This is a genomic window from Kitasatospora sp. NPDC085464 (assembly GCF_044541955.1).
In the GTDB taxonomy this organism is placed as follows: domain Bacteria; phylum Actinomycetota; class Actinomycetes; order Streptomycetales; family Streptomycetaceae; genus Kitasatospora.
Map to the genome: position 1 here is coordinate 131,473 of NZ_JBITTM010000018.1, position 23,006 is coordinate 154,478.

The window sequence follows — 23,006 nt, forward strand, 5'->3', positions numbered from 1 at the left end:
CTCGGGGTGGGTCCTGAATCGTTCCGAAGTGGACGGTCCGGGGCGCCGAGCGCAAGCCGCAGCCGGAGCGGGCGTCAGAATCCGGCCGTTCCGTTCCCGTCGGCCCGGGGGCGCTCGACGGTGCTCTCCGGGCGGGGGAGGTTGGAGATGCGCCGGGCGGCGTTGGAGAATCGGGTCCGGCACCACGCGGCGGGTGCGGAAACGGGGAGGTGGCAGCGGAGTGGACCAGCTGACGGCGCACGATCCGAGGCGGATCGGGCCCTTCGAGGTGCTGGGGCGGCTCGGCGCGGGTGGGATGGGGCTGGTCTACCTGGCGCGGTCCGCGTCCGGGCGACGGGTGGCCATCAAGACCGTCCGGGGGGAGCTGGCCGAGGACGAGCTGTTCCGGGTCCGCTTCGCGCGCGAGATCGCGGCCGCCAAGACGGTCGGCGGCTTCTACACGGCGGCCGTGGTGGACGCCGACGCGGACGCCCGGGTGCCCTGGCTGGCCACCGCGTACATCCCGGCGCCCTCGTTGGAGGACCTGGTCGAGGAGTGCGGCCCGCTGCCGGTGGAGGCCACCCGATGGCTGGTCGCCGGGATCGCGGAGGCCCTGCAGTCCATCCACGCGGCCGGGCTGATCCACCGCGACCTCAAGCCCTCCAACGTCCTGGTGGTCGAGGACGGCCCGAAGGTGATCGACTTCGGCATCGCGGCCGGGGTCTCCAGCACCCGGCTCACCATGACCAACGTCGCCGTCGGCACCCCCGCCTACATGTCCCCCGAGCAGGCCCGGGACAGCCGGACCGTCCGGGGTGCCAGCGACGTCTTCTCGCTTGGCTCGCTGATGGTCTTCTGCGCCACCGGGCACCCGCCGTACCGCGGCTCCAACCCGGTCGAGACGGTGTTCCAGCTGCTGCGCGAGGAGCCGGACCTGACCGGCATGCCGCCCGAGCTGATGGACCTGGTGCGCGCCTGCATGCAGCAGGCGGCCGAGCACCGGCCCACCCCGGCACAGATCCAGGCCGAGCTGGCCCCGCACCTCTTCTCCCGGGACGACGCCTCCGGAGAGGCCGGGGACTGGCTGCCGGCCAACGCGCTGGAGCTGATCGAGCGCAAGCGCGGCCGCCGCCCGGCCCCGCCGGCCCGCGCGCCCCAGGGCCCGGCGGAGGCGCCCCAGCCGCCCCCGCCCCCGCCGCACCCCCAGGTCCCGCCGCAGCCCCACGGGCCGGCCGACCCGCGCACCAACCCGGGCCGGCACGCCCAGCCGCCGGCCGGGCCGGTGCACGCCTCCCCGCGGCCGGGCCAGGCCTCCGACGCCGAGATCCCGACCGCGAAGATCGCCTCCCCGAACAGGCACCGCGCGCCGGCCGGCGGCGCCGTCGAGGTGCAGCTCTCCGGCGCCTCGGTGCGGATAGGCCCGGGGCCGCGGGCCGAGCACGAGCAGCCCGGCCCGAACACCGCCCCGGCCGCGACCGACTGGGTCCGCCGGGCGGCCCCCACCCCGCCGCCCCCGCCGGCTCCGGCCGCCCGCTGGCGCCCCTGGCGGTTCCGGATGTCCAACGACGTCTGGGGCACCCCGGTGGTCGCCGACGGCACGCTCTTCGTCTCCAGCTTCGAGGTGCACGCGCTGGACATCGGCTCCGGCGAGCGCCGCTACAAGACCCGGGACGTCGCCTGGGCGCTCGCCGTGGACGCCGGCCGGGTGCACGCCGCGGACGGCCCGCACCTGTACACCGTGGACGCCGCGGACGGCACCGAGCGCTGGCGCACCTCGCTGGACGGCTGGGTCTACTCGCTCTCGGCCGCCGACGGCGTGCTCTGCTGCGGCATCAGGGGCGGCGGCGTCCAGCTGCGCTCGGCGGCCAACGGCGCCGAGCTGTGGCGCGCCGACGACGCCCAGCAGGACTACGAGAACCCGCAGTCCGGCCCGGTCCTGGTGGGCGGCGCCGCCTACTACTACGGAGCCGGGCGGCTGCGCTGCATCGACCCGCGCGGTGCCGGCCTGCGCTGGTCCTTCCCGGTCGGCGAGGACGTGCCCTCGCACCCGGTCGAGCGCGGGGGCGTGCTGTACGTCACCGCCGGCACCCGGGTGTACGCGCTGGACGCGGCGAGCGGGGCCGAGCGCTGGCGCTTCGAGGCGCCGGTGGTGCTGTTCACCCCGCCCGCGCTGGACGCCGACGCCGTCTACGTCGCCGACTACCTGGGCACGGTCTACGCGCTGGACGCGGCCACCGGCCTGGACCGCTGGCGCGGGGTCACCGGCAGCCGTCAGGGCGGCGAGCCCGTGGTGGTCGGGGACGGCATGGTGCTGGTCGGCAGCGGCGAGGTGCTGTACGCCTTCGAGGCGGCGACCGGGCGGGAGCGCTGGCGCTACACCGCGCGCGGCGAGATCGTCGGCTCCCCGGCGGTGGCCGACGGCCTGGTGCACCTGGGCAGCCGGGACCACTCGCTGCACACCCTGGACCTGGCGAGCGGTCAGCTGCGCTGGGAGCTCGGCACCAAGGGCGAGCTCACCGGTTCGCCGGTGGCCGTCGGCGGGCGGGTCTTCGTCGGCTCCAAGGACCGCTGCGTGTACGCGCTGGACGCCTTCTACGGCACGGCGGTGCCCGCCCGCTGAGGCGGGGCACACGTGCCGGTGGCGGCGGAGCACCTGCCCCGCCGCCACCGGCACGCCTGTTCGGGGCAGCTCGGCCCCGGGCCCGTCAGGCCCTGCGGGCCTCCGGGTGGCGGCTGCACCAGCCGTCCCACGCGGAGGCGACCATCTCCTCCACGCCGTGGCGCGCGCTCCAGCCCAGCTCGCGGTGGATCAGGTCGGCGGAAGCCACCACCCGGGCGGGGTCGCCGGGGCGGCGCGGGGTCACCTCGGGGGTGGTGTCGTAGCCGGTGACCTTGCCGATCACCGCCAGCATCTCCTGGACGCTGACGCCCTCGCCGCGGCCGATGTTGAGCACCAGCGCGGTGGCCCCGGCCGGGTCCGCGGCCAGCCGCTTCGCGGCCGCCACGTGGGCCGAGGCGATGTCGGCGACGTGGATGAAGTCGCGCACGCAGGTGCCGTCCGGCGTCGGGTAGTCGGCGCCGAAGACCCGCGGGGCCTCGCCGGCGGTGAGCCGCTCGAAGACCATCGGGATCAGGTTGAACACCCCGGCGTCGGAGAGCTCGGGGGAGGCGGCGCCGGCCACGTTGAAGTAGCGCAGGGCCACGGTGGACATGCCGTGGGCCTTCCCGGCCGCGGCGACCAGCCACTCGCCGGCGAGCTTGGTCTCGCCGTACGGGCTCATCGGGGCGCAGGGGGTGGACTCGGTGACCAGGTCGACGTCGGGCATGCCGTAGACCGCGGCGGAGGAGGAGAACAGGAAGCGCTCGACCCCGCCCCCGGCGGCGGCCTCCAGGACGGTCTGCAGGCCGATCATGTTCTCGCGGTAGTACAGGAACGGCTGCTCGACCGACTCGCCGACCTGCTTCTTGGCGGCGAAGTGCAGGACGCCCCGGACGCCGTGCTCGCGGATCGCGGCGTCCAGGACGGTGCGGTCCAGGGTGGAGCCCTGGACCAGCGGGACACCGGCCGGGAGGCGGGACGCGTCGCCGGTGCTCAGGTCGTCCAGGACGACGACGTGCTCACCGGCATCGAGCAGCTGGCGGACGACGTGCCCGCCGATGTATCCGGCACCGCCGGTGATCAACCAAGTCATGCGGCGAATCCTAGGGCCCGCCTTCAAGCCCCCACCTGCGGGGCGACGCCGGGGCACGCACCTCGCCGCGTTGTCGTCAGTCGCCGATGGCCCCCAGCCTTCGGCCGGGAGGTGCCCCCACCGCATGGACTCTCCCCCAGCCTCCGGCCGGGAGGTGCCCCCATCCTCCGCCTTGCGATGCACGCACCCCAACGCCGCCCCGCCCGCCCTTCGGGCGGACGACGGGGGCTTGAAGGCGGGCCCTGGGCGCCCGGTTCGGGTGGGCCTTCCGGGCGAGTCCGGCCAGCGAACCGGACAAACCGGTGAAATGCTGACAACGATTTCCGTGCTCCCACACCCGCGCTCCCGGCGTGGTGACGAATCGGAGGCAGCCAGGTGAGCCGCAAGAAGGAACACACCCGACCCCTCCCCGCCGGGCCGCGGCCGACCGGCCCCAAGGCCGCGCACACCCGGCTGCCGGCGACGGGAGCGGTCGCGGTGGCCGCCGCGCTGGCCCTGACCGGGTGCAGCAGCGGCTCGTCCTCCTCCGCCCCGTCCTCGCCCGCGGCCGGCGCCTCCTCCGCCTCCAAGCAGGCCTCCCCGGCCCCCGCGCAGAGCGGGAACCAGCTGCAGGACGCGTACCAGAAGGTGATCGCCGACGTGCTGCCCTCGGTGGTGCAGATCGTCACCGGCGACAGCCTCGGCTCCGGGATCGTCTACGACGACAAGGGCGACATCGTCACCAACGCGCACGTGGTCGGCTCCGCGACCACCTTCACCGTCACCCTCGCCAACAGCACCAAGGCGCTGGACGCCGGCCTGGTCGGCAGCTACCCCGACTCCGACCTCGCGGTGATCCGGCTGAACAGCCCGCCGAGCGCCGTCAAGCCCGCGGTCTTCGGCGATTCGAGCAAGGTCCAACTCGGCCAGATCACCCTCGCCATGGGCAGCCCGCTCGGGCTCGCCGGCAGCGTCACCCAGGGCATCGTCTCGGCCACCGGGCGGACCGTCGCCGAGCCCCAGGGCGGCGGCTCGCCGGGCGCCACCATCGGCAACATGGTGCAGACCTCGGCCGCGATCAACCCGGGCAACAGCGGCGGCGCACTGGTCAACCTGGACAGCCAGGTGATCGGCATCAACACGCTCGCCGCCACCGAACCCGAGACCAACGGCGCGGCCGCCCCCGGCATCGGCTTCGCCATCCCGGCGTCCACCATCACCAACATCGCCGACCAGCTGATCAAGCAGGGCAAGGTCACCAACTCCGGCCGGGCCGCGCTCGGCATCACCGCCCGGACCACCTTCAACCAGCAGTTCCAGCCGGCCGGCGCGGTGATCGTGGCGGTCAGCCCGGGCGGCGCGGCCGCCTCGGCGGGACTGCAGCCCGGCGACGTCATCACCAAGATCGGCGACACCCCGGTCGACTCACTGAACGCGCTGACCACCGCGCTGGCCTCGCTCACCCCGGGCACCAAGACCACCGTCACCTACACCCGGGACGGCAACACCCAGACCGCCGACGTCACCCTCGGCACGCTGCAGTCCCCGTAGCCCCGGTACGGCGCGCCGGGCCGCACGCCGCGCAAGGGTTCCGCGGGCCGCCTCCGTACCGGACCGGCGCCGGGCCCCCGTCACTGCCTCGACGGGGGCCCGGCGCCTTGCCGTGTCCGCGGGTCGGCGGCGGGCCGGGCAGATCGGCGGCAGGGTGCGAGGTCAGCGGCGGGCGGTGCGGGTGTGCCAGGGCAGCTCGATGGTGACGGTGGTCGGGCCGCCGTCCGGGCTGTCCACCAGGAAGACCCCGTCCACCGCGCGGACCCGCTCGGCCAGCCCGGCCAGGCCGCTGCCCGGGTAGGGGGCCGCGCCGCCCTTGCCGTCGTCCTGGACCAGCACCATCAGCTGGTGGTCGGAGCGCCAGACGTCGACCGAGGCGGTACGGGCGCCGGCGTGCTTGGAGACATTGGTCAGCAACTCGCTGACGGTGAAGTAGGCGATGCCCTCGACCGCCGAGTCCGGACGCTCGGGCTCGCCGTCCCGGCCGGTCAGGTCGACGTTCACCTTGACCCCGCCGGGGACGGTGCAGCGGGCCGCGACCGCCGACAGCGCGGCGTCCAGGCCGCGGTCGGTGAGCACGGCCGGGTGGATGCCGCGGGCCAGGTCGCGCAGCTCCTGCAGGGCCAGCTTCACCTCGCCGTGGGCGTTGTCGACCATCTTCGCGGCGGCCGCCACGTCCTGCTCGGTCTCCACCTCGCGCAGCCGCTCCTTGGCCATGCCGAGGTCCATCGCCAGCGCGACCAGCCTGGCCTGGGCGCCGTCGTGCAGGTCGCGCTCGATCCGGCGCAGGTCGGCGGCGGCGGTGTCGACCACCGCGCCGCGGTCGTCCTCCAGCTCGCGCACCCGCTCGGCCAGCGCCCCGGGGAAGAGCAGCGACTCGATCAGGATCCGGTCGGTCGCGGCCATGCCGCGGATCACCCAGGGCAGTACCGGCCACAGCACCACGACCGAGACCAGGGTCAGGGTGAAGCTGAGGATGCCCCACGGCAGCATCAGCACGTTGTAGAGCGCGGTGCGCCAGTTCAGCAGGTCGGTCAGGTGCGCGATGGTGTAGCCGACCACACCCGGGCGGCGCGGGCGCACCGGCCCCGGCTCGTCGATCCCGGAGCCGTACGCCGCCCGCGCCCGGCGGCGGCCCAGCGCGCCCAGGGAACGCTGGGCGGCCAGCCCCACCGCCAGCAGCGGCAGGCCGACCACGGTGACGGACAGCCCCAGGCCGACCGAGAGCGTGGTGACGGCGAGGACGAACCCGGCGATGCCGAGCGGCAGGTTGAGCAGCAGGTGCCCGGCCCGGTGCCACATCCGCGCGCCGTACAGCGGCGGGCGCTCCATCCGAGCGTCCTGCTCCTTGACGGCGCCCACGGCGCGGCGGTGCAGCGGCTTCATCCGGATCTACCGTCCCTCTCGGTTCGTGTGACGGGAGCAAGCTTCCCGAACCGGGGGCGGTGGATGCCATGGGGGTGATACATCTTCCCGGTCGGGGGTTATCCCCACCCCCCGTACCGGGCGCCGGGTGTTCACCGGGGTGTCCACGGGACGTCTTGCGGAGCGGGCAGGGTTCGGGCGGAGCGGAGCCGTCCCCTTAGACTCACGCATTGGCCATGGTTGTGACCGTGGTTGTGACCGTGGTTATGACCGCGCGAGGAAACGTCGTAGAACTGCCTTGAGGGGCTGGTTCACGGCCGAGGTGGAGGCGAAGGGCATGGAGGGGCAGCAGGCGGCTGCCGTCGTGGCCGACCCGGCGGTCGGCAGCGGCTACTTCGACGCGTACGCCGCGATGGGCCTGCTGGCCGTCGTCGGGGTGCTCTTCGTGACCGTGGCGTTCACCGCCAACCGCCTGCTGCGGCCGGTGGTCCACTCACCGGAGAAGCTCCTCGCGTACGAGTGCGGCGTGGACCCGGTGGGCGAGGACTGGGCGCACACCCAGATCCGCTACTACGTGTACGCCTTCCTGTACGTGATCTTCGCGGTCGACGCGATCTACCTGTTCCCGTGGGCGACCGTCTTCGCCGCCGCCGGGTACGGCACCGGAACGCTGATCGAGATGTTCCTCTTCATCGGCTTCCTCGCGGTCGGGCTGCTCTACGCCTGGAAGAAGGGCGTTCTGGAATGGACGTGACGCACTCCCACTCGCACGGCGCCCAGGGCGGTCCCGTCCCGCTCGGGCTGCCGGACCCCGCACGCCCCGGCGCCGTCGAGCGCCGCGGCCTCGGACCGCTGGCCCGGCTCGCGCCGGACCCGGTCAAGGTGGTGCTCAACTGGGGCCGCCGCTACAGCCTCTGGTGCTTCAACTTCGGCCTGGCCTGCTGCGCGATCGAGTTCATCGCCGCGTCCATGGCCAAGCACGACTTCATCCGGATGGGCGTCATCCCGTTCGCGCCCGGCCCCCGTCAGGCGGACCTGATGATCGTCTCGGGGACGGTCACCGACAAGATGGCGCCGGCCGTCAAGCGGCTCTACGAGCAGATGCCCGAGCCGAAGTACGTCATCTCCTTCGGCGCCTGCTCCAACTCCGGCGGGCCCTACTGGGACTCGTACTCGGTCACCAAGGGCGTGGACCAGATCATCCCGGTCGACGTCTACGTGCCCGGCTGCCCGCCCCGGCCCGAGGCGCTGCTCCAGGGCATCCTCAAGCTGCAGGAGAAGATCGCCGAGGAGTCCCTGCCCGGCCGCTACGCCGCGCCCGCGGCGGCGCTGCGCCGTCCGCTGGTGGCGGGGCCGTCGGCGGATTCCGCGGCCGGGCCCGCGGCCGGGTCCGCGGCGGGGTCTTCGAGTGAGGGAGGGGTCTCGTGACCACGGCGGAGCAGTACGCGGCGTCGGTCGGGGAGTGGGCGACCGGCGCCGAGGCGTACGGGCTGATCACCGTCGACGTCCCGGCCGAGAACTGGATCGAGGCGCTCACCAACGCCAGGGACGTCCTGGGCCTGGGCTTCTTCGACTGGCTGAGCGCCGTCGACGAGCTCGGCGAGGGCTTCGCCGTGGTCGCGCACCTGGCCGCCGTCGAGACGCCGGGCGTCCGGCACCTCGCGCTGCGCACCAGGGTGCCCCGCGACAAGGCGGCGCTGCCGACCGCCGTCCCCGTCTACGCCGGTGCCGCCTGGCACGAGCGCGAGACGCACGAGATGTTCGGCATCGACTTCCCCGGGCACCCCTACCTGGCCACCCTGCTGCTGCCGGACGGCTTCGAGGGGCACCCGCTGCGCAAGGAGTTCGTGCTCGCGGCCCGGGTCGCCAAGGACTGGCCGGGCGCCAAGGAGCCGGGCGAGTCCGACCACGGGGGCGGGCCGGCCCGGCGCAAGATGCAGCCGGCCGGTGTGCCGGACCCGAACGAGTGGGGGCCGCTCAGGGGCACCCTGCCGCCGGTCGCCGAGCGGCCCGCGCGCGGTGCACGGGCGGCGGGCGCGGCGGCGCGCACGCCCCGGGCGGCCGCGGCCGCCGGTGCAGCCGCCGGGGCCCCCGCTGCCGGTGCCGCTGCTGCCGATGCCCCCGCCGAGGGCGCGCCCGCGGTACGGGCGGACCGGCCGCGGCGGACGCGTTCCGTGGCGGAGGGCTCGGCGAGCCAGGCGGCTCCCGCCGAGGCGCCCGCCGCCGCTGCCGGTGCCTCCGGCGCCGGTGCCTCTGCTGCGGGTGCTGGTGCTCCCGCGGAGGGTGCGCCGGCGGTGCGGGCGGACCGGCCGCGGCGGACCAGGTCGGTCTCCGACGGGTCGGTCAGCCAGACCGCCGACGAGCCGAAGCCGGAGCGTCCGGCTCCGGCGCGGCCCTCGTCCTCCGACGCGCCCTGGCACAACCCGGTGCCGGCCCACGACGAGGAGACGCCGGGCCGCGAGCCCGCGGCCCCGTCGGGTGACCGGCCCGCGGAGCAGCCGGCCGAACCGGAGCAGAAGGACGAGACGGCGGCCGCCCCGGCCGACCGGGACGGAGACGGCGCGTGAACCTGCTCGACACGGTGCTGCGCTGCGTCGCCACCCTCGTCGTCTTCCTGGTGTTCCCGCTGGTCATCGGCCAGACCGAGCACAAGGTCATGGCGCACATGCAGGGCCGGCTCGGCCCGATGTACGCCGGCGGCTTCCACGGCTGGGCGCAGCTCGTCGCGGACGGCGTGAAGTTCGCGCAGAAAGAGGACATCGTCCCCGCCGGGGCGGACCGCCGGATCTTCCAGCTGGCGCCGGCCGTCTCGCTGCTGCCGTACCTCTTCGTGCTGCTGGCGATCCCGGTCGGCCCGAACGGCTTCGTCGGTCAGGCGATCGACGCCGGGCTGTTCTTCGTGCTGGCCGTGATGGGCGTCGGCGTGATCGGCAAGCTGATGGCCGGCTGGGCCTCGGCGAACAAGTTCTCGCTGCTCGGCGGTCTGCGCACGGCCGCGCAGCTGATGTCGTACGAGCTGCCGATGGTGCTGGCGGCGGCCTCGGTGGCGATGGCCGCCGGCACGCTGTCGCTGCCCGGGATCGTGGACTCCTGGCAGTGGTACTGGCTGCCGTGGCAGATCATCGGCGCGTTCGTGTTCTTCACGGCCGGCCTGGCCGAGCTGCAGCGCCCGCCGTTCGACATGCCGGTCGCCGACTCGGAGATCATCTTCGGCGCGTACACCGAGTACACCGGTCTGCGGTTCGCGCTGTTCCTGCTGTCCGAGTACGTGGGCATCCTGGTGATCTCCGCGCTGACCGCGGTGCTCTTCCTGGGCGGCTGGCACGGGCCGATGTCGGACCAGCTCGGCTGGCTCTGGATGCTCCTCAAGACCTTCGCGCTGGCCTTCGTGGTCATCTGGCTGCGGGTCACCTACCCGCGTCTGCGCGAGGACCAGCTGATGCGCTTCGCGTGGGTGGGGCTGATCCCGCTCGCCCTGGTCCAGCTGGCCCTCACCGGCATCATCAAGGTGGCGATCTCATGAGCTTTCCCGGTGTCGGCCTGGCGAAGGGCCTGGCCGTGACGCTGCGGACGATGACGAAGAAGAGCGTCACCGCGCAGTACCCCGACGTGCAGCCGGTGCTGCCGCCGCGTTCGCGCGGCGTCATCGCGCTGCTGGAGGAGAACTGCACGGTGTGCATGCTCTGCGCGCGCGAGTGCCCCGACTGGTGCATCTACATCGACTCCCACAAGGAGACGCTGCCGGCGGCCGAGCCGAACGCCCGGGCCCGCACCCGCAACGTGCTGGACCGGTTCGCCATCGACTTCTCGCTCTGCATGTACTGCGGGATCTGCATCGAGGTCTGCCCCTTCGACGCGCTGTTCTGGTCGCCGGAGTTCGAGTACGCCGAGACGGACATCCACGAGCTGACCCACGAGCGGGAGAAGCTCCGCGAGTGGATGTGGACCGTCCCGGCGCCGCCGGCGCTGGACCCGGCGGCCGAGGAACCCAAGGAGATCACCACCGCGCGCAAGGCCGCGGACAAACTGGCCGCGGCCGCCGCCGCGGCGGCCGAGGCACCGCAGGCACCGGAATCGGAAGGGAAGGGTGACGACGCATGAGCACCGCCGCCACGCTTCTCGCGGCGACCGGCTCGTTGGAGCCGGCCGCCCGTTCCTTCCTGTCCCCGACCGGCCAGGAGATCGTCTTCCTGCTGGTCGGCATCGCCGTGCTCGGCTCGGCCGTGGTCGCCGTCACCACCAAGCAACTGGTGCACGCCGCGCTCTGGCTGGTCGTCGCGCTCGGCGGGCTGGCGGTGGAGTTCCTGCTGCTCACGGCCGAGTTCATCGCCTGGGTACAGGTGCTGATCTACCTCGGCTCGGTGGTCGTCCTGGTGCTGTTCGGGCTGATGCTCACCAAGGCGCCGATCGGGCGCTCGCCGGACGCCGACTCCAAGAACCGCTGGGTCGCCCTGGTCGTGGCGCTGGCCTCGGCCGGGACGCTGGTCACCCTGGTGGTCGACGCCTTCCGGACGTCGTGGATCGACCTCGGTACGGGCGGTGGCTCGGCCGCCGTCACCGGGGCCAGCCTGTTCCGGCACTGGGTGCTGCCCTTCGAGGCGCTGTCCGTGCTGCTGCTGGCGGCGCTGGTCGGCGCGATCGTGCTGTCGCGCGGGGACAAGCGGCGGGTCCCGGCGCCCCGGGCGGGCAGGCTGCGCGCCGGGCGGCCGGTCGGGTCGAACGGGACGGTCGCCGCGACCGCGCCCCGTACCGCGCCGGAGGCCGCCGTTCCGGGGACTGCCGCCGGGGCCGCCGCTCCGGGAGCCGCTGCGCCCGGGCCGTCCGCTGCGCCCGCGCCGTCCGCGCCGTCCGCGCCGTCCGCGCCGGAGGAGAGCTGATGCACCTCGCCTACCCCGTCGTCCTCGCCGCGCTGCTGTTCAGCGTCGGCGTGTACGGCGTGCTCGCCCGGCGCAACGCCGTCCTGGTGCTGATGTCGGTCGAGCTGATGCTCAACGCCGTCAACCTCAACCTGGTCGCCTTCGACGCCTGGCTGCGCGACTCGCTGCACGCCGGGCAGGCGCTCACCCTGTTCACCATCACCGTCGCCGCCGCCGAGATCGGCCTGGGGCTCGCCATCGTCCTGCTGCTGTTCCGGGCCCGGGGCACCGCGGACATCGACCGGGCCACCGCGCTCGGCGATCCGGCCGAGTCGCTCGCCGTCGAGGAGGCGCCGAACGGAGCCGAGGCGCTGAAGGGCCAGGCCGCCGCATGAACCTCGCCCTGCCCGCACTCGTCCCCGCGCTGCCCGCGCTCGGCGCGGCCGCGACCCTGGCCACCGGCAAGAAGGCGCCCGGGCTGGCCCGGCCGCTGGCGATCGTCCCGGTCGCCGTCTCGGCCGTGCTCGCGCTGGTGGTCGCCCTCCAGCTCGGCACCGGCCAGACCCTCGACGTGGCCACCCGGCTCACCCCGACCGGCGGCCCGGACATCTCCCTCGGTTTCTACCTGGACGGCTACAGCTCGCTGATCTCGGTGCTGGTCGGCCTGGTCGCCACCTGCGTCCAGGTCTACTCGACCGCGTACCTCAAGCAGGACCGGCGCTACCCCTCGTACGCCGCACTGGTCTCGCTGTTCACCGCGGCCATGCTGCTGGTGGTCTACTCGGGCGACCTGGTCGTGCTGCTGGTCGGCTGGGAGGTCATGGGCGTCTGCTCGTACTTCCTGATCGGCCACCACTGGGAGACCGAGGACGCCCGCTCGGCCTCGCTCAAGGCCTTCCTGGTCACCAAGCTCGGCGACGTGCCCTTCCTGTTCGGGATCTTCCTGCTGGGCGCGGACGCCGGCAGCTTCCGGATCACCGACGTGCTGGCCGCCGCGACCGAGGGCCGGCTCGGCCACCCGACCCTGATCGCACTGCTGCTGCTCGGCGGGGTCGCCGGCAAGAGCGCGCAGTTCCCGCTGCACACCTGGCTCCCGGACGCGATGGCCGGCCCGACGCCGGTCTCCGCGCTGATCCACGCCGCCACCATGGTCGCGGCCGGCATCTACCTGGTCTCCCGGCTGCTGCCGGTCTTCCTGCTGTCCGGCGCGGCGCTGGTCGTGCTCGCGGTGATGGCCGCCGTGACGATGATCGGCTCGGCGCTGTGCGCGCTCGCGCAGGACGACCTCAAGCGGGTGCTCGCCTACTCCACCGTCGGGCAGCTCGGCTACATGGCCGGCGCGCTGGCCAGCGGCGACCGCGAGGCCTCCGTCTTCCACCTGGTCAGCCACGGCGCGTTCAAGGCGCTGCTGTTCCTGGCCGCCGGTGTGGTGATCCACGCCGCCCACACCAACTCGATCTCCGCGATGTCCCGGATGCCGGGGCTGCGCAAGCGCGTCCCGGACGCCTACTGGACGATGGGCATCGCGCTGGTCGCCCTGATCGGGCTGCCGCCGTTCTCCGGCTTCTTCAGCAAGGAGGCGGTGCTGACCGCCGCCGAGCACGCCGCCAACGGCGAGGCGCTCACCAACGGCCTCGGCCCGGCCTCGGCGGTGCCGGAGGCGGCCGGGTGGATCGTGCTGATCTCCGCCGCGCTCACCGCACTGCTCACCGCCGCGTACGCGACCCGGCTCTTCCTGGTCGCCTTCCACAGCCCGGCCGGTGCCGCCGCTGCCGCACCGCAGGTGCTGCCCGCCGCGGACGGGGCCACCGTCGTGGCCGACCACGAGGCCGACGCGCCGTACTCGCCCGAGCTGGACGAGGCCGACCCGGCCACCGCCGAGCCGCCCGCGATGCGCTGGCCGCTCTGGGTGCTGGCCGTCCCGACCATGGCCTTCGGCGTCACCAGCCTGCGCACGGACTGGCTGCCCGGGCTGCTGGACGGCGGCTCGCTGCGGCCCTCCGGGGTCACCGCCGTCACCGGGACCACGCTCGCCGTGGTCGGCATGCTCGCCGCATACGGCGCCTGGCGCTCGGCGACCGCCCGGCTGGGCGCCGGCCGGCTCGCCCCGGCCGCAGCGGGCCGGGTGCCGGAGCAGGCCGGAGCCCCGGCCGTCGAGGTGATCGTCGCCGACCCCGGGCGCACCCTGCTCGGCCCGCTGTTCGGACCGGCCAGGCACGGTTTCGGCGTCGACCGGCTGTACCACGTGCTGTTCGTCCGACCGGTGGTCGCCGCCGCCCGACTGGTCTGCTTCCTCGACCGCGAGGTCATCGAGACCTACGTGCGCGGCAGCGGCGTGGGCGCCAACCTGCTCGGCCGGGCCGTCCGGCTCGCGCAGACCGGCAACGCGCAGACCTACCTCAGCGCCCTGCTGGCCGCCGTAGTCCTGCTGACCGTCCTGGTGGCGGTGTAGCCGGTGCTGTCCTTCACCCCCGTCCCCTCGACCGCCGCACGTAGGAGCCCCCGATGAACGCAGTCCTCATCGCCCTCCTGGTGCTGCCGCTGCTCGGCGCCGCGCTCACCCTGGCGCCGGTGTTCGGCCCGGAGCGAGCCGTCGCCGACCGTCGGGCGCTGCGGCTGAACACCGTCGTCACCGGCGTGGCGCTCCTGCTCGCCGTCGCCCTCGCGGCCGGCTTCGACCAGGACGAGCCCGCCCGGATGCAGGCCACCACCGACGTGTCCTGGATCCCGGCCCTGCACGTGCGCCTCCACCTCGGCGTGGACGGCGTCTCGCTGCCGCTGATCGTGCTGACCGCGCTGCTCACCTTCCTCTGCGCGCTGTACTCGGAGAAGCGGCTGCCGAACGGGGACGCCCGGGGCGGAGCCCCTGACGAGCCCCGTCCGTCCGCGCAGGCCTTCGTCGGGCTGTTCCTCCTCCTCGAAGTCGGCATGCTCGCCACCTTCGCGGTGCTGGACCTCCTGCTCTTCTTCCTGGCCTTCGAGATCGTGCTGATCCCGATGTACTTCCTGATCGCCCGCTGGGGGAGCGGCGCGAAGGCCCCGGCCGCCAACCGGTTCATCCTCTACACGCTGCTCGGCTCGGCGGTGATGCTGCTCGGCTTCCTGCTGATCGGTACCAGGACCGGCACCTTCGACATGCAGGCGCTGGCCGCCGCCCACGGCAGCGGGATGAGCCACACCACCCAGGTGATCGCCGGGCTCGCGATCCTGCTCGGCCTCGCGGTCAAGGCCCCCGCCTGGCCGCTGCACAGCTGGCTCCCCGACGCGCACACCGCCGCCCCGACGGTGGGCTCGGTGCTGCTCGCCGGCGTGCTGCTGAAGATGGGCACGTACGGTCTGGTCCGCGTCCTCCTCCCGATCGTGCCGGACGGCACCACGACGCTCGCCCCCTACCTGGGCGCGTTCGCGGCCGTCGGCATCGTCTACGGCTCACTGGCCTGTCTGGCGCTGGCCCGCCCCGGCGCCAAGGGCGACCTCAAGCGCCTGATCGCCTACTCCTCCGTCGGCCACATGGGCTTCGTGCTGCTCGGCATCGCCTCCCTCACTCCGGTGGGCGTCAACGGCGCGCTGTTCGCCAACATCGCCCACGGCCTGATCACCGGCCTGCTGTTCTTCGTCGTCGGCGCGCTCAAGGACCGCTACGGCACGGCCGACCTCGACACCCTCGCCGGCGCCACCGGCGGCGCGCTGTACGGCAGGGCGCCACGGCTCGGCGCACTGCTCGCCTTCGCCGCCGTGGCCAGCCTCGGCCTGCCCGGCCTGGCCGGCTTCTGGGGCGAGGTGCTCGCCATGTTCGGCGCGTTCGACCCGGCCGAGGGCCTGTCGCGCCCCGCCTTCGTCACCTACATGGTCCTGGCCGGTCTCGGCACCCTCCTCACCGCCGCCTACCTGCTGATCATGGTCAAGCGCGTCTGCATGGGCGACCCGGAGCAGCCCGCGCCGGTCGCCGAGGTGGCCGACGTGCGCCCGTACGAGGCCGTCAGCTGGACGCCGCTGGCCGCGCTCACCCTGCTCGCCGGCCTCTGGCCCGCGCTGCTGCTCGGCCTCTCGAACCCCGCCGTCAAGCACCTCCTCGGGGGTGGCTGACCGTGCTCGCAGCCCAGACCGCCGCACTCGGACCTCACTCCACGGGGCAGCACACTGTGACCTCCCTCGCCGTAGCCAACCCGGGCAGCCTGATCCAGTCCGTGGACTGGGTGGCGATCGCGCCCCCGCTGATCGCCGCCGTGGCCGCCCTCGCCGTGCTGGTCACGGACCTGTTCCTGCCCGAGCGGCACAAGAAGTGGCTCGGCCGCCTCACCGCGGCCGGACTCGCCCTCGCCCTCATCGCGCTCCTTCCCCTCACCGGTGGGTCACCCCGAGCGACCTTCTGCGTGCAGAACGTAACAGGAGTCACTGACACTCCGCCGATCGGCGCCGCCGCGGCCGGCTGCTCCTACGTCGCGGACCACTTCGCGCTGGTGTTCCAGCTGCTCGCCCTCGGCGGCGCACTGATCGCGGCGCTGCTGTCGATCCACACGGTGGACGACGAGAAGCTCCCCCGGGGCGAGTACTGGTTCCTGCTGCTCTCCAGCGCCACCGGCGCCGCCCTGCTGCCCGCCTCCCGCGACCTCGCCACCATGGTGATCGCCCTGGAGGTCGCCTCGCTGCCCGCCTTCGCCCTGGTCGCGCTGCGCCGGGACGGCCGGGGCGCGGAGGCCGCGCTCAAGTTCTTCGTCTCCTCCGTGACCGCGACCGCCGTGATGCTGCTCGGCATCGGCTTCGTCTACGCGGCGAGCGGCAGCCTGCACCTCGGCGCCGTCGCCCAGGGCCTGGAGCACGCCCCCGGACAGCTCAAGCCGCTGGCCGAGGCGGGCGCGGTGCTGACCCTGGTCGGCTTCGCGTTCAAGGTCGCCGCCGTCCCGTTCCACTTCTGGGTGCCCGACACCTACACCGGCGCCCCGCTGCCGGTGGCCGGCTACCTCTCGGTGGTCGGAAAGGCGGCCGGCCTCTCCGGGCTCGCCCTCGCCACCACCGTCGCCTTCCGGCCCTACGCGCACACCTGGGGCCTGGTGCTCGCGGTGCTGGCCGCCGTCACCATGACCGTCGGCAACGTCGGCGCGCTGCGCCAGCGCTTCGACACCCGGTACAGCGCGGTCCGGCTGCTCGCCTGGTCCTCGGTCGGCCAGGCCGGGTACCTGCTGGTGCCGCTCGCCGCGGCCGGCTACGCGCCGACCGGGGCCGACCAGCTCGGCGCCACCGCCGCGTACGCGCTGATCTACGGCGTGGTGAACCTCGGTGCCTTCGGGGTGGTCGCGGCGGTCGGCCGCCGGGCCGGGACCAGCGTGGACGACTTCCGCGGCCTCTTCGCCCGCCGTCGCTGGACGGCGCTCGCGCTCGCCTTCTTCCTGCTCTGCCTGGCCGGGCTGCCGCCGGGCGTGATCGGCCTGTTCGGCAAGGTCGTGGTGTTCCGCTCGGCCGTCGACGCCGGGCTGGGCTGGCTGGCCGTGCTGATGGCCGTCAACGTGGTCGTCGCCCTGTACTACTACCTGCTGTGGACGGCGCGGCTGTTCGCCCCGGCGGCCGAGGCGCCGGCGGGCGTCGCCGTCGAGACCGAGCGCCGGCTGCCGGTCAGCCTGTCCGCGACCCTGGGGCTCACCGCCTCGGCGGCGGTGGTCCTGTCGGTGGCACCGCAGCTCGTGCTGCAGGTCGCGGGCGGTTCGCTGTTCTGAGCCCGCACCCGGGCGGGCCGGCCGGTCCCCGCGGCGTGGTGCGGCGCCGGCACCGGCGGCGCGGTGCGGTGCGGTGCGCCGGGGCCGTGGGGCGGGGCTGTGCTGTGGTGCGGCTGCGGTGCCGCGTCGGTGCCGCGTCGGTGTCGCGTCGGTCACAAGGGAACAAGGTCCCCGGCCCCGCCCGTTGACGGGGCAAGAGGGACGAGGCAGAAAGGGCTTCCCCACCGCACCACTGGAGGGCCTGACGTGCACCGCCGGCACAACGGACTGAGGACCGCCGTCCTGCTCGGCGGCCTCTCGGCGCTGATCCTGGTGATCGGAAGCTTCTTCGGCCGCACCGGCTTCATCATCGCCCTGCTGATCGCCCTCGGGACCAACGCCTACGCGTACTGGAACAGCGACAAGCTCGCGCTGCGGGCCATGCGGGCCCGGCCGGTCAGCGAGTTCGAGGCTCCGCAGCTGTACCGGATCGTGCGCGAGCTCTCCACGGCCGCCCGTCAGCCGATGCCCCGCCTCTACATCTCCCCGACCCCGGCGCCCAACGCCTTCGCCACCGGCCGCAACCCGCGCAACGCGGCGGTCTGCTGCACGGAGGGCATCCTGCAGATCCTGGACGAACGGGAGCTGCGGGGCGTGCTCGGCCACGAGCTGAGCCACGTCTACAACCGGGACATCCTGATCTCCTCGGTCGCCGGGGCACTCGCCTCGGTGGTGATGTTCCTGGTGAACTTCGCCTGGCTGATCCCCTTCGGCCGCTCCGACGACGACGACGGGCCGGGGCTGTTCGGGATGCTCGCCATCATGATCCTCGGGCCGCTCGCGGCCGGACTGATCCAGATGGCGGTCAGCCGTTCCCGCGAGTACCAGGCCGACGCCGACGGCGCCCGGATCACCGGTGACCCGCTCGCCCTCGCCGGCGCCCTGCGCAAGCTCGACGCCGGCACCCGCCGGCTCCCCCTCCCGCCCGAGCCGCAGCTCCAGACGGCGAGCCACATGATGATCGCCAGCCCGTTCCGCCCGGGCGAGGCCGGCGCCAGGCTGTTCTCCACCCACCCCCCGATGGCGGAGCGCATCGCCCGCCTGGAGCGGATGGCGGGTCACGGGCGGTAGGCGGTCCGCTGCCCGGGACGCTCCGCTCGGGCCGTCAGCCGTCAGCCGTCAGCCGTCAGCCGTCACCCGTCCGCGGTCCGTCGCCCCGCTCTCAGTTCGTCGTCTCCTCGTAGGCCAGGCGCAGCCGGTGGATGCCCTCGGCCACCTGGGCGGGGCTCTCGGCGGCGGCGTAGCTGAGGCGCAGGTGGGGGGCCGGGGGTTCGGCGGCGTGGTACGGCCGGCCGGGGGTGATCTGGACGCCGGTGCGCAGGGCGGCCGTGACGAGGGCGCTGTCGTCGGTGCCGTCCGGCAGGCGCAGCCACAGGTGGTAGCCGCCCGGGCGGTGGATGGTGAGGAGTCCGGGCAGCTCGCGGTGCAGGGCGGCGACGGCGGCGGTGCGGCGGTCACGCAGCTCGGCGCCGAGGGTGCGCAGGTGGCGGGCCCAGGCGGGGTCGGCGACCAGTTCCAGCGTCGCCTCCTGGAGCGGGCGGGGCACGAAGAAGCTGTCCACCACCTGGGTGGCCCGCAGCCGGGCCAGGGCCGGGCCCCGGGCGGTGAGGGCGCCGATCCGCAGGTTGGGCGAGGCGGCCTTGGTCAGCGAGCGCAGGTGCACCACGACGCCGTCCCGGTCGTCGGCGGCGAGCGGGCGCGGCAGTGCCGGGGCGTCCGTGTGGGCCAGCAGCCGGGCGAAGTCGTCCTCGATCACGAACGCCCCGGCCGCGCGGGCGATCCGCAGGACCTCCTCCCGCCGCCGGGGGGAGAGCACCGCGCCGGTGGGGTTCTGGAACAGCGGCTGGCAGACGAAGACCCGTGCCCGGGTGGCGGCGAAGGCGTCCGCCAGCAGGTCGGTGCGGACGCCGTCGGCGTCGATCGGGACGGGTACGGGCCGCAGCCCGGCGGCCCGGACGACCGCCAGGATGCCCGGGTACGTCGGTGACTCCACCAGGACCGCCGAGCCGGGTGCGGCCAGCGAGCGCATGGCGACGGTGAGCCCGCTCTGGCCGCCGGCGGTGATCAGGACGTCCCCGGCGCCGATCGGTCCGCCGTGGCCGCCGATGTCGCGGGCGAACCAGCCGCGCAGTTCGGTGAGGCCGTCGACGGGCGGGCGGTCCCAGGCGCCGGGGCGCCGGCCGGCCCGGGCGAGGGCGGTGGCGAGCAGGCGTTCGGGCAGCAGTGAGGCGTGCGGGTAGCCGCTGTTGAGGTCGATGACGTCGGGCGGCGGCACCCGGAGGGTGGCGAACACCGGGGCGGCGAGCAGGTCGCGCGGGCCGGACTCGGCGCTGAGCGCGATCTCCTGCCAGGAGAGGTCGCCGGTGCGCCCGGGCGGTGCGGCGGGGGCGGTCGGGGCCGCGGCGAAGGCCGCCGCCCGGAAGACCCCGGCGCCGGGACGGGAGACCACCAGTCCTTCGGCGACGAGCACCGCGATGGCCCGGGAGACCGTCACCGGGCTGACCTGGTGGCGTTCCGTCAGCGCCCGACTGGCAGGCAGCTTCCGTCCCTCCGGATAGCGCTCGACCTCTCGCCGGAGGATATCGGCGAGTTCGGCCACACTGCTACGCTCATTCATGACTGTACAAGATAGCGCTACTCTTCCTCGGGCGATAGCACCGCAGCAGGCCGCGGCCTCCGGCACCGCCCTCGCCGCCCTCGGGGTGGCCTCCTTCTCGCTCAGCTTCCCGGCCACCGCGTGGTCCCTGACCGGCTTCGGCCCGTGGTCCGTGACCGGCCTGCGCGGTGTCCTGGCCGGGGTTCTGGCGGCGCTCTACCTGCTGGCCGCCGCGGCCCCGCTGCCGAAGCGGCGGCACTGGCCCGCCCTGCTGGTCGTCTCCGGCGGCTGCGTCCTCGGCTTCCCGTTGCTGACCACACTCGCCCTGCGTACCTCCTCGACCGCCCACTCGGCGGTGGTGATCGGGGTGCTGCCGCTGGCCACGGCGGTGGTCTCGGCCCTGCGGACCGGCCGGCGGCCGTCCCGGGCGTTCTGGGCGGCGGCGCTGGCGGGGGCGGCGGCCGTCCTGGTGTTCACCCTGCTGCAGAGCCATGGCCGGCCGACCCTCGCCGACCTCTACCTGTTCGTCGGCCTGGTGGTCTGCGCGGCCGGGTACGCGGAGGGCGGGCGGCTCTCCCGGGACCTCCCGGGCGCCCAGGTGATCGCCTGGGCGGTGCTGGCCGCGCTGCCCGTGATGCTGCTGACCTCGGCGTTCGGGCTGGCCACCGAGCCGGTGCGGTTCGGCGCGAAGGCGCTGGTCGGGCTGGCGTACGTCGCGGCGGTGTCGCAGTTCGGCGCGTTCGTGCTCTGGTACCGGGGGATGGCCGCCATCGGCGTGCCGAGGGCCAGTCAGCTGCAGCTCGGTCAGCCGCTGCTGACGCTGGTCTGGTCGGTGCTGCTGCTCGGCGAGGACCTGCCGGCCGCCGCACCGGTCACGGCGGCGGTGGTGCTGGTCTGCATCGCCGTGACCCAGCGGGCCCGGGCCTGATCCGGAGGGCGGACGGGACGGTGGACGGGAGGGCGGACGGGAGGCCCGGACGCGGCCGACCGTACGCCCCCGAACCCCCGCGCCGACCGCTTCGGAGCAGTCCTGCGCTCGTTAGGATGAAGCCGCGCCCGTCGGTCCGGGCGCGGCATCCGGAGGGAGTGGGCCGTCATGGCAGACGAGAGGCACGCCCCGGCGGCCGGGGACGCGCCGGCCCGACGACGCGGCCAGGGCGAACTGGAGGCGCAGGTGCTGGCGGTGCTCCAGCAGGCGCCCGGCCCGGCCACCGCGGGGTGGGTCCAGGAGCGCCTGGAGGGCGACCTGGCGTACACCACCGTGATGACCATCCTGTCCCGGCTGCACGCCAAGAACGCCGTCTCGCGCTCCCGCTCCGGCCGGTCCTACCTGTGGCAGGCCTCCTCCGACGCCGCCGGGCTGGCGGCGCTGCGGATGCGGCGGATGCTCGACGGGGAGGCGGACCGGGACGCCGTCCTGGCAAGCTTCGTCAGCGCGCTGCTGCCGCACGACGAGGACCTGCTGCGGGCGCTGCTCGACGCGGCCTCCGCCGATCCGACGGCGACCGACCGCGAGAGCTGACCCGTGGGCTTCTTCGTCTTCCTCCCGCTCGTCCTGCCGCTCACCGCGGTTCCGATCGCGCGCCTGACCGAGCAGCACCTGCACCCGCGCGGCGCGGCCCGGCTGATGACCGCGATCAGCGCGGTGATGGCGGTGTGCAGCGTGCTCTGCCTCGGACTGATCGGCGTGGTGGGCACCGCGCAGATCCCCGGCAACCCGCTGCCGGACAGCTGGTCCGACCCGGAGGTGCGGGCCGCGCTGCCGTACCACGAGAGCGTCGGGACGGCCGCGATGTGGCTGTTGGCACTGGTGGGCCTCGCCTGCGCCCGGACGGTCGTCCGGCACCTGCGGGTGCGCGCCCGGGCCCGGCGGGCGCTGTCCGGGCTGCCCGAAGGACCGGAGACGGTCGGTGACCTCGCGGTGCTGCCGGACCGCAGCCCGTACGCCTACGCGCTGCCGGGCTCGCCCGGGCGGGTGGTGGTCTCCACCGGGATGCTGGACGGTCTGGCGGCGGACGAGCGGGAGGCGCTGCTCGCGCACGAGCGGGCGCACCTGCGCCACCGTCACCACCGGTACCTGCTGACCACCCAGCTCGCCGCGTGCGTCAGCCCCTTCCTGCGGCCGCTGCAGTCGGCGGTCGCGTACAGCGCGGAGCGGTGGGCGGACGAGGACTCGGCGCAGGCCGTGGGGGACCGCCGGATCACCGCGCGGGCGGTGGCCCGGGCGGCGCTGGTCTCGCACGCGGCCCCGGCGCCAGGCTTCGCGGCCTTCGCCTCCCCAACCTCCCCGGCGGCGGCCGCGGCGGCGGCCGGCCCGGTGCCGCGCAGGGTCGCCGCACTGCTCGGCCCGGTGCCGACCTCCCGCAACTGGCCGCCGGCCAAGACCCCGGCGGGCCTGGCGGCGATGGTCGCCGCCGTCGGCACGGCGGCGTCGGCGCTGTGCGCGCTCAACGCCGCCGTGGCCCTGCTGCTGGTGCTGAAGGCCGTCACCCCGCTGTAGGGCCGGTGCGGGCCGGTGCGGCTCAGAGCGCCGCGGCCAGTTCGTCGACGGCGGCCTCGGCTGCCGCCAGGGACTCGACGGCGAGCGGCTCCAGGCCGTTCAGCGCGGGGACGTCCGCGGCCCGGGTGAGTTCGGCGGTGACGACGTGCAGGTGCTCCGCGGTGACCCCGAGGTTGCCGAAGTACGCCCGCAGGTACGGGACCTGGAAGTCGACGTGCTCGCGCGGGGTGCCGGGCCCGTAGCCGCCGCCGCGGACGGCGACGACCACCACGCGGGTGTCGCGCAGCAGCCGCTCGCCGGTGCCCGGATCGACGTAGGCGCCGGGGAAGGAGACCCGGTCGATCCACGCCTTGAGGCCGGACGAGACGGTGAGGTTGTACATCGGGCTGCCGAGCAGCAGGGTGTCGGCGGCCCGCAGCTCCTCGATCAGCGGGCGGCTGAGCGCCCACTCGCGCGCCTCGTCCGGGTTCTCGGCCAGCGCGGCGACGTCCTCCGGCGGGAGCGGGCCCTTGCGCTCGGTCCGGCGGCCGAGGGTCTCGTAGGCGGCGCCCACCGCGGGCACCGGGTCGGCGGCGAGGTCGCGGTACCGGAGCCGGGCGGTGTCGCCGTGCCGGGCGCGCCAGGCGGTGGCGAAGCGGTCGGTCAGGGCGCGGCTGACCGAGCCGGTTGGGCTGATGCCGGAGTCCAGGTGGAGCAGCGTGGCGGAGGTCATGGCGGTCTCCTTGTCACCTCGGGGGC

At 74.5% G+C, this 23,006-nt stretch carries 20 protein-coding genes; 16 read left to right on the forward strand and 4 right to left on the reverse strand.

The window, feature by feature from the left end:
• Nucleotides 1-220: 220 nt before the first annotated feature.
• On the forward strand, nucleotides 221-2,599 hold the full coding sequence (locus ACIGG8_RS18080) for a PQQ-binding-like beta-propeller repeat protein (RefSeq protein WP_396549061.1): 2,379 nt from the start codon (nucleotides 221-223) through the stop codon (nucleotides 2,597-2,599).
• Between the two features lie 85 nt (nucleotides 2,600-2,684).
• Here ACIGG8_RS18080 and galE read toward each other — a convergent pair whose 3' ends face one another.
• Complete coding sequence (gene galE / locus ACIGG8_RS18085) at nucleotides 2,685-3,671, reverse strand: UDP-glucose 4-epimerase GalE (RefSeq protein ID WP_396549063.1); 987 nt, start codon at nucleotides 3,669-3,671, stop codon at nucleotides 2,685-2,687.
• 453 nt (nucleotides 3,672-4,124) lie between these two features.
• Here galE and ACIGG8_RS18090 point away from each other — a divergent pair, with 453 nt between their 5' ends.
• A complete protein-coding gene (locus ACIGG8_RS18090) occupies nucleotides 4,125-5,201 on the forward strand; it encodes a S1C family serine protease (protein ID WP_396549115.1) in 1,077 nt (358 codons plus the stop codon).
• Nucleotides 5,202-5,363: 162 nt separating this feature from the next.
• On the opposite strand, the gene ACIGG8_RS18095 is transcribed toward ACIGG8_RS18090, so the two are convergent.
• On the reverse strand, nucleotides 5,364-6,587 hold the full coding sequence (locus tag ACIGG8_RS18095) for a sensor histidine kinase (RefSeq protein WP_396549064.1): 1,224 nt from the start codon (nucleotides 6,585-6,587) through the stop codon (nucleotides 5,364-5,366).
• A 316-nt stretch (nucleotides 6,588-6,903) separates the two neighbouring features.
• Between ACIGG8_RS18095 and ACIGG8_RS18100 the strand changes: the two genes are divergently transcribed.
• The 11 genes from ACIGG8_RS18100 to htpX all read left to right on the forward strand — a co-directional run bounded on the left by ACIGG8_RS18100 (nucleotide 6,904) and on the right by htpX (nucleotide 18,243).
• Complete coding sequence (locus tag ACIGG8_RS18100; protein ID WP_350521727.1) at nucleotides 6,904-7,320, forward strand: NADH-quinone oxidoreductase subunit A; 417 nt, start codon at nucleotides 6,904-6,906, stop codon at nucleotides 7,318-7,320.
• On the forward strand, nucleotides 7,311-7,994 hold the full coding sequence (locus tag ACIGG8_RS18105; protein ID WP_396549066.1) for an NADH-quinone oxidoreductase subunit B: 684 nt from the start codon (nucleotides 7,311-7,313) through the stop codon (nucleotides 7,992-7,994). The genes ACIGG8_RS18100 and ACIGG8_RS18105 overlap by 10 nt, the downstream gene beginning before the upstream one ends.
• Complete coding sequence (locus ACIGG8_RS18110; RefSeq protein WP_396549068.1) at nucleotides 7,991-9,133, forward strand: NADH-quinone oxidoreductase subunit C; 1,143 nt, start codon at nucleotides 7,991-7,993, stop codon at nucleotides 9,131-9,133. The genes ACIGG8_RS18105 and ACIGG8_RS18110 overlap by 4 nt, the downstream gene beginning before the upstream one ends.
• The gene (gene nuoH / locus ACIGG8_RS18115; protein WP_396549069.1) at nucleotides 9,130-10,089 is read left to right on the forward strand and encodes an NADH-quinone oxidoreductase subunit NuoH; all 960 of its coding nucleotides are present in this window, start codon (nucleotides 9,130-9,132) and stop codon (nucleotides 10,087-10,089) included. The genes ACIGG8_RS18110 and nuoH overlap by 4 nt, the downstream gene beginning before the upstream one ends.
• Nucleotides 10,086-10,667, forward strand: coding sequence for a NuoI/complex I 23 kDa subunit family protein (locus ACIGG8_RS18120; RefSeq protein WP_396549071.1), 582 nt, complete (start codon nucleotides 10,086-10,088; stop codon nucleotides 10,665-10,667). The genes nuoH and ACIGG8_RS18120 overlap by 4 nt, the downstream gene beginning before the upstream one ends.
• Entirely contained in the window at nucleotides 10,664-11,443 is a 780-nt protein-coding gene (locus ACIGG8_RS18125) for an NADH-quinone oxidoreductase subunit J (protein WP_396549072.1), read from the forward strand. The genes ACIGG8_RS18120 and ACIGG8_RS18125 overlap by 4 nt, the downstream gene beginning before the upstream one ends.
• On the forward strand, nucleotides 11,443-11,817 hold the full coding sequence (gene nuoK, locus ACIGG8_RS18130) for an NADH-quinone oxidoreductase subunit NuoK (protein ID WP_396549074.1): 375 nt from the start codon (nucleotides 11,443-11,445) through the stop codon (nucleotides 11,815-11,817). Before ACIGG8_RS18125 ends, nuoK begins: the two co-directional genes overlap by 1 nt.
• Nucleotides 11,814-13,874, forward strand: coding sequence for an NADH-quinone oxidoreductase subunit L (locus tag ACIGG8_RS18135; RefSeq protein ID WP_396549075.1), 2,061 nt, complete (start codon nucleotides 11,814-11,816; stop codon nucleotides 13,872-13,874). The genes nuoK and ACIGG8_RS18135 overlap by 4 nt, the downstream gene beginning before the upstream one ends.
• 53 nt (nucleotides 13,875-13,927) lie before the next feature.
• Nucleotides 13,928-15,508: a NuoM family protein gene (locus ACIGG8_RS18140; protein ID WP_396549076.1), complete on the forward strand. Its 1,581-nt coding sequence runs from the start codon at nucleotides 13,928-13,930 to the stop codon at nucleotides 15,506-15,508.
• A 56-nt stretch (nucleotides 15,509-15,564) separates the two neighbouring features.
• Complete coding sequence (locus ACIGG8_RS18145) at nucleotides 15,565-17,133, forward strand: NADH-quinone oxidoreductase subunit N (RefSeq protein WP_396549078.1); 1,569 nt, start codon at nucleotides 15,565-15,567, stop codon at nucleotides 17,131-17,133.
• Nucleotides 17,134-17,379: 246 nt separating this feature from the next.
• On the forward strand, nucleotides 17,380-18,243 hold the full coding sequence (gene htpX / locus ACIGG8_RS18150) for a zinc metalloprotease HtpX (protein WP_350521541.1): 864 nt from the start codon (nucleotides 17,380-17,382) through the stop codon (nucleotides 18,241-18,243).
• A 91-nt stretch (nucleotides 18,244-18,334) separates the two neighbouring features.
• On the opposite strand, the gene ACIGG8_RS18155 is transcribed toward htpX, so the two are convergent.
• Nucleotides 18,335-19,789 (reverse strand): PLP-dependent aminotransferase family protein, encoded by a 1,455-nt coding sequence (locus tag ACIGG8_RS18155; protein ID WP_396549080.1) that lies wholly within the window; start codon nucleotides 19,787-19,789, stop codon nucleotides 18,335-18,337.
• Here ACIGG8_RS18155 and ACIGG8_RS18160 point away from each other — a divergent pair.
• From ACIGG8_RS18160 to ACIGG8_RS18170, 3 genes are all read left to right on the forward strand, one after another.
• Nucleotides 19,788-20,696 carry a DMT family transporter gene (locus tag ACIGG8_RS18160; protein ID WP_396549082.1) on the forward strand — a complete coding sequence of 303 codons (909 nt, stop codon included), beginning with the start codon at nucleotides 19,788-19,790 and terminating at the stop codon, nucleotides 20,694-20,696. The two genes, ACIGG8_RS18155 and ACIGG8_RS18160, sit on opposite strands and share 2 nt — an antisense overlap.
• Before the next feature lie 168 nt (nucleotides 20,697-20,864).
• Entirely contained in the window at nucleotides 20,865-21,290 is a 426-nt protein-coding gene (locus ACIGG8_RS18165; RefSeq protein WP_350521538.1) for a BlaI/MecI/CopY family transcriptional regulator, read from the forward strand.
• A gap of 3 nt (nucleotides 21,291-21,293) precedes the next feature.
• Complete coding sequence (locus ACIGG8_RS18170) at nucleotides 21,294-22,268, forward strand: M48 family metalloprotease (RefSeq protein ID WP_396549084.1); 975 nt, start codon at nucleotides 21,294-21,296, stop codon at nucleotides 22,266-22,268.
• 22 nt (nucleotides 22,269-22,290) lie between these two features.
• On the opposite strand, the gene ACIGG8_RS18175 is transcribed toward ACIGG8_RS18170, so the two are convergent.
• Nucleotides 22,291-22,980, reverse strand: coding sequence for an FMN-dependent NADH-azoreductase (locus ACIGG8_RS18175; protein ID WP_396549086.1), 690 nt, complete (start codon nucleotides 22,978-22,980; stop codon nucleotides 22,291-22,293).
• Nucleotides 22,981-23,006: the final 26 nt, after the last annotated feature.

Excerpts from the sequence above, each read along its gene's own strand:
- galE (WP_396549063.1), bottom strand. The coding sequence starts at position 3,671 with ATGACTTGGTTGATCACCGGCGGTGCCGGATACATCGGCGGGCACGTC.
- ACIGG8_RS18095 (WP_396549064.1), bottom strand. The coding sequence starts at position 6,587 with ATGAAGCCGCTGCACCGCCGCGCCGTGGGCGCCGTCAAGGAGCAGGAC.
- ACIGG8_RS18100 (WP_350521727.1), top strand. The coding sequence starts at position 6,904 with ATGGAGGGGCAGCAGGCGGCTGCCGTCGTGGCCGACCCGGCGGTCGGC.
- ACIGG8_RS18105 (WP_396549066.1), top strand. The coding sequence starts at position 7,311 with ATGGACGTGACGCACTCCCACTCGCACGGCGCCCAGGGCGGTCCCGTC.
- ACIGG8_RS18120 (WP_396549071.1), top strand. The coding sequence starts at position 10,086 with ATGAGCTTTCCCGGTGTCGGCCTGGCGAAGGGCCTGGCCGTGACGCTG.
- ACIGG8_RS18125 (WP_396549072.1), top strand. The coding sequence starts at position 10,664 with ATGAGCACCGCCGCCACGCTTCTCGCGGCGACCGGCTCGTTGGAGCCG.
- nuoK (WP_396549074.1), top strand. The coding sequence starts at position 11,443 with ATGCACCTCGCCTACCCCGTCGTCCTCGCCGCGCTGCTGTTCAGCGTC.
- ACIGG8_RS18135 (WP_396549075.1), top strand. The coding sequence starts at position 11,814 with ATGAACCTCGCCCTGCCCGCACTCGTCCCCGCGCTGCCCGCGCTCGGC.
- ACIGG8_RS18140 (WP_396549076.1), top strand. The coding sequence starts at position 13,928 with ATGAACGCAGTCCTCATCGCCCTCCTGGTGCTGCCGCTGCTCGGCGCC.
- ACIGG8_RS18160 (WP_396549082.1), top strand. The coding sequence starts at position 19,788 with ATGACTGTACAAGATAGCGCTACTCTTCCTCGGGCGATAGCACCGCAG.
- ACIGG8_RS18155 (WP_396549080.1), bottom strand. The coding sequence starts at position 19,789 with ATGAATGAGCGTAGCAGTGTGGCCGAACTCGCCGATATCCTCCGGCGA.
- ACIGG8_RS18165 (WP_350521538.1), top strand. The coding sequence starts at position 20,865 with ATGGCAGACGAGAGGCACGCCCCGGCGGCCGGGGACGCGCCGGCCCGA.
- ACIGG8_RS18175 (WP_396549086.1), bottom strand. The coding sequence starts at position 22,980 with ATGACCTCCGCCACGCTGCTCCACCTGGACTCCGGCATCAGCCCAACC.